Annotated in this window: 9 protein-coding genes; all 9 read right to left on the reverse strand. The window is 57.3% G+C overall.

Annotation, left to right across the window (positions count from 1 at the left end):
• Positions 1–135: 135 nt before the first annotated feature.
• Complete coding sequence (locus FIV38_RS29660; RefSeq protein ID WP_092238730.1) at positions 136–420, reverse strand: hypothetical protein; 285 nt, start codon at positions 418–420, stop codon at positions 136–138.
• A 49-nt stretch (positions 421–469) separates the two neighbouring features.
• Entirely contained in the window at positions 470–715 is a 246-nt protein-coding gene (locus FIV38_RS29665) for a hypothetical protein (protein ID WP_092238733.1), read from the reverse strand.
• Positions 712–942, reverse strand: a complete 231-nt coding sequence (locus FIV38_RS29670) for a hypothetical protein (protein ID WP_092238735.1) — start codon at positions 940–942, stop codon at positions 712–714. The genes FIV38_RS29665 and FIV38_RS29670 overlap by 4 nt, the downstream gene beginning before the upstream one ends.
• Positions 939–1,517, reverse strand: a complete 579-nt coding sequence (locus FIV38_RS29675; protein ID WP_092238738.1) for a phiTE_072 family protein — start codon at positions 1,515–1,517, stop codon at positions 939–941. The genes FIV38_RS29670 and FIV38_RS29675 overlap by 4 nt, the downstream gene beginning before the upstream one ends.
• An 83-nt stretch (positions 1,518–1,600) precedes the next feature.
• Positions 1,601–2,227 (reverse strand): hypothetical protein, encoded by a 627-nt coding sequence (locus FIV38_RS29680; RefSeq protein WP_092238741.1) that lies wholly within the window; start codon positions 2,225–2,227, stop codon positions 1,601–1,603.
• Positions 2,224–2,376 (reverse strand): hypothetical protein, encoded by a 153-nt coding sequence (locus FIV38_RS30095; protein ID WP_159439630.1) that lies wholly within the window; start codon positions 2,374–2,376, stop codon positions 2,224–2,226. Before FIV38_RS30095 ends, FIV38_RS29680 begins: the two co-directional genes overlap by 4 nt.
• Entirely contained in the window at positions 2,373–2,651 is a 279-nt protein-coding gene (locus tag FIV38_RS29685) for a pentapeptide repeat-containing protein (RefSeq protein ID WP_092238744.1), read from the reverse strand. Before FIV38_RS29685 ends, FIV38_RS30095 begins: the two co-directional genes overlap by 4 nt.
• 3 nt (positions 2,652–2,654) lie before the next feature.
• Positions 2,655–2,894 carry a hypothetical protein gene (locus FIV38_RS29690; RefSeq protein WP_139273592.1) on the reverse strand — a complete coding sequence of 80 codons (240 nt, stop codon included), beginning with the start codon at positions 2,892–2,894 and terminating at the stop codon, positions 2,655–2,657.
• Positions 2,881–3,501 carry a hypothetical protein gene (locus tag FIV38_RS29695; RefSeq protein ID WP_092238747.1) on the reverse strand — a complete coding sequence of 207 codons (621 nt, stop codon included), beginning with the start codon at positions 3,499–3,501 and terminating at the stop codon, positions 2,881–2,883. The genes FIV38_RS29690 and FIV38_RS29695 overlap by 14 nt, the downstream gene beginning before the upstream one ends.
• Positions 3,502–3,620 lie beyond the last annotated feature (119 nt).

Raw genomic sequence — 3,620 nt, forward strand, 5'->3', positions numbered from 1 at the left:
CGGCAATACGCAGCTCGAACAGGCGATCGATCTCGTCAACCATCGGGCCTTGGGTGATTCGGAAGTAGCGCTGATATACGCTCATGGCATAGCTCCGCCCGCCGCTCACCGGCAGGCATGTAGGGGGGGGTGGGGTTAGACGCCCTTGAACGGGACGACGTTTTCGAGTTCGCGCTTCACGCCACCGGCATCACGGAAGGCTTTCCATTCGGCATGGTGTGCTTGGCAGTAGTCGACGTTCGGCGCGACCTCGGTGGCGTGGAACTCACAGACCGGTCTGTCGCAGGTCTTTCCGTCGCCAACCGGGTAATCACAAAGCTGTGTTCCAACGTCACCGCATTCAGCGCAGTGCGGGCCAAGGTCTCCGCATAGGTGCCCGGTAGGCTTTCGGTTCTTGTCGTAGATCCGGTAGCACGCCATTATCCAGGCATCCGGTAGATGAAGACGTAGGCGAACCAGAGGGTGGCGATCATGGCGTCACCCCTTGCTTTCCGTCTTCCGCCCGCATGAATGCCGCCATGTCGCCCATCTGCTCGACAATGGCGCGCTCTTCGGTCGAGGCCGTATCAATGATTTTTTCTTTGAGGGACTGGCAACGGCGGCAATCCACTCGCTCCCACATTCCAGAAAGCCCCGATCCCTCGCCTAGCCAGGTTCCGCAAGGTGCCCGCTCGATGTCGCCCGACCCAGGCCCTGCAAAGAAGTGCGTCTTCATGGCGTCACCCCATCAGGTTTGTATTTGGTGAGCCGCCACTTAGTGTTGTTGCTCTGGCTGTGGTCCGAATCAACCAGGCCTTCGCGCTTCATCAGCTCCAGTTCCCGACGAACCTGCTTGGTAGTGAACGGCTCGATGTGGAAGCGGAACCACCAAGTGCAGAACCAGTTGTCGCGGGAGCCGCCGGCGCCGCTCATGTAGGTGGTGATCTGCTGGCGTAGGGTCATGGCGTCACCCGCTGTTGTTCCAGGCGGAGTGCCTGTTGCACTGCATGAATGATTCGTTCGAGATAATCCCAGTCCGGATTTGGCTCTGTCGCATCCGCGCTTAGATGCCACCACTCATCACCAAGAACCTGCTGCATCAGCTGATAGTGTGAGCCGCCAAGGGAGTCCATGGAGTTCACGTATCGGATGTCCTCCGCCTCGTCATACAGATCTCGGGCATCGGATTCGTCGAGATCACGAGACCTTCGCATCTGCAGGATTTCTCGACGAACTTTGTCGGCCAGCGCCTCAGCGCTGAACTGCCGAGAGCTCATCGCCTGATCGAAGTAGCCGATGATGTAGCCGGTGTTCAACTCGCAGAAAAACTGCCCGATGCTCAGGCCATCCCACATGCCACCCCAGTAGGCGGTCCAGCTCTTTCCCCAGCAGCTAACGGTGATCTTGCCCTTGCACGGTGCCAGGTCTTCAAGGAAGACGGTGATCGGGTCGAGACTCGGTGCGCCGGTGATCACCAGCTTCGTTACTGTCGACCGCTCCACCTGTAGAGGCGTAGCGACTTGGCTTTCTTCAGGCATGCCGGGTTCCTTGCCGCTATAGCGGCTGACTTTGAAGGGGGAGGGGTTACAGGTTTTGCGGGTGGAGTACGGATGTACTCCTGTCAGGTTTTGGCTGACTCAGCCTTCATGGCCAGGCCCGATACGGCCTTGCTGTAGATGAATTTGATCTGATCCCACGGGATGGTGTGTTTCTGCCCGTACTCGCCTTCACCGTCGCATATTGAGCAGCCTTCGACTGGCTCTTCAAGCTCGCAGCACTCAGGGCATTCTTTGGTGACCAGCAGCTTGAACTCGCCGAGCAGCAAGGCTTTGGCGCCATTCTCAGCGGTAAGTTGGCGGGGCATGATGCAGTAGCCATCGGGAACCACCGCTACCGGCGCGGGCTGCTCGGCGCCGAACTCCAGATAAGCAACCCACAGGCCCTGCACATACTCGTCGGCGTAACCGGTGCGGTCGTCTCCACGGGCCAGGGAGCGACCATCGAGGAAGCCGTAGACCGGGTGTTTGGTTGCCATAACCCACTTCTGGAAACGCTCGCGCTTGCCTTCAGCTTGCGATTTTGCGCAAGGTGCCGGCTCCGCATCCAGTAGGGCGCGCAGTATCCAGATAACGCCGCGAGCGCTTTCCGCGTCCGCCCCATCGCCGCCATCATCGAACACTGCGGCCAGCTTCAGCGCCTGCTCAAGAGACTTTCGCGAGACGCCGTCAATCGTTTGGTTGGTGGTCATGGTTTAATCTCGCGCAACAGGCGGTTAATTTCAGGAAGTGTTTTAATAACCATGTTCGTCGCAAAATAGACCTCGCGATCATGATCTTCCAAGATCTGTTTTTTTATCGATTCCAGCAGGGCTATTGCTTTCTTTAGTTCTTCGCTCATACATCCCAACCAGGCACGTACATGCAGTTGTTCACGCGAAGATCAGGGTTAAAAGAAATGTGCTGGACAGGGAAGTTCACGCGGTAGAACGTCACGTTGAATAAGGCCATCCCGGACGTATCCACCTTGCGCAAGTCCACGTTGTGCAGGGTTACGCCCTCGAAATAGCAGTTTTTGAAGTTCGCCCGTTTACCTCCGTACCGACCCGCGCACCACCGACGATGGCTGCGGAGAACCTTGTCCAGCTCCCGCTGGTTCTCATACGCCTTGGTCATGATCTATCCCCTCTCCCTGAAAAACCGTTCGTTAATTTTGGCGGCGCGTTGGGGCGTCATCGGGTTGCACGTCTTGCAGTCGGGTTGTCCGCAGGGAAATGGACCGGCGATCACCCATTCACCGCGCACGAAATTCTGGATAGTCATTCCGCAGAATTTGGTGACCTCCAGCCCTGATTGCTCAATACCTGTCTGCGCCGGAGCTGTAGACTCAGCTAAAAACAGGCGCTTAAACCAGTTCATCGCCACCACCCTCTGCTGGTTTGATCGACACGCTCAAGTTCACTGGCTTGAGCGGCAACTTGCGCCACGCCTTGATTTCGTCCGCCATCTGCTGGCTAAGGCCCCAGCCAACGCACTGCTGGGCGGTCCTATCCAGAACGCGAAGGCGTGAAGGCGTGGCATCGCTCATGTTGTCGCAGTTGAAGAACCACCAGGTGTCAGTCATGGATTGGGGAACTGCGAGCTGGTAGGTGATGCCCAGGGCTTTCATAAAATCGCTGGCGGGGATCGGAATTCCGCACATATCGAGGATAAGGTGTGGCCCTTCTAAAGAGGCCTCCAATGGCTCTAGCACTGCCTGAATGCGGAACCTGTAGCGATAGAATGGCAGCTCAATTAGCACCTCTCGCAACAACCCCTCCAGCACATCCGCCCGCTCATCCGCTGCGGTCAGCAGGGCTTGCAGTTCCTTCTCCCGGCGCTCCGATGCAATGCAGCGTTCGGCAGCATCCAGAAACAAGCGGTTTGCTTTATCGAAGTCGGCGGCCAGCACAACACTGAGCCGCCCCAGGGCCTGGCCCTCGACCAGCCCATATTTCCCAACGTAGTACCGTTGAACTTCACTCATGACCCACCTCCAAATAATCAGAAATCACAACCGACGGCCTCTGTAGGCAACCGGCATAAACACAAAATTGCCTCGTTTGTCTTTGATGACGGTCACCTTGTCACTGGTCAGACGCTTCA

The organism is Pseudomonas proteolytica (assembly GCF_007858275.1).
In the GTDB taxonomy this organism is placed as follows: domain Bacteria; phylum Pseudomonadota; class Gammaproteobacteria; order Pseudomonadales; family Pseudomonadaceae; genus Aquipseudomonas; species Aquipseudomonas proteolytica.

Bases quoted from the DNA above. Each gene is read 5' to 3' on its own strand.
- FIV38_RS29665 (WP_092238733.1), bottom strand. From the start codon at position 715: ATGAAGACGCACTTCTTTGCAGGGCCTGGGTCGGGCGACATCGAGCGG.
- FIV38_RS29695 (WP_092238747.1), bottom strand. From the start codon at position 3,501: ATGAGTGAAGTTCAACGGTACTACGTTGGGAAATATGGGCTGGTCGAG.
- FIV38_RS29685 (WP_092238744.1), bottom strand. From the start codon at position 2,651: ATGACCAAGGCGTATGAGAACCAGCGGGAGCTGGACAAGGTTCTCCGC.
- FIV38_RS29690 (WP_139273592.1), bottom strand. From the start codon at position 2,894: ATGAACTGGTTTAAGCGCCTGTTTTTAGCTGAGTCTACAGCTCCGGCG.
- FIV38_RS29680 (WP_092238741.1), bottom strand. From the start codon at position 2,227: ATGACCACCAACCAAACGATTGACGGCGTCTCGCGAAAGTCTCTTGAG.
- FIV38_RS29675 (WP_092238738.1), bottom strand. From the start codon at position 1,517: ATGCCTGAAGAAAGCCAAGTCGCTACGCCTCTACAGGTGGAGCGGTCG.
- FIV38_RS29670 (WP_092238735.1), bottom strand. From the start codon at position 942: ATGACCCTACGCCAGCAGATCACCACCTACATGAGCGGCGCCGGCGGC.
- FIV38_RS30095 (WP_159439630.1), bottom strand. From the start codon at position 2,376: ATGAGCGAAGAACTAAAGAAAGCAATAGCCCTGCTGGAATCGATAAAA.
- FIV38_RS29660 (WP_092238730.1), bottom strand. From the start codon at position 420: ATGGCGTGCTACCGGATCTACGACAAGAACCGAAAGCCTACCGGGCAC.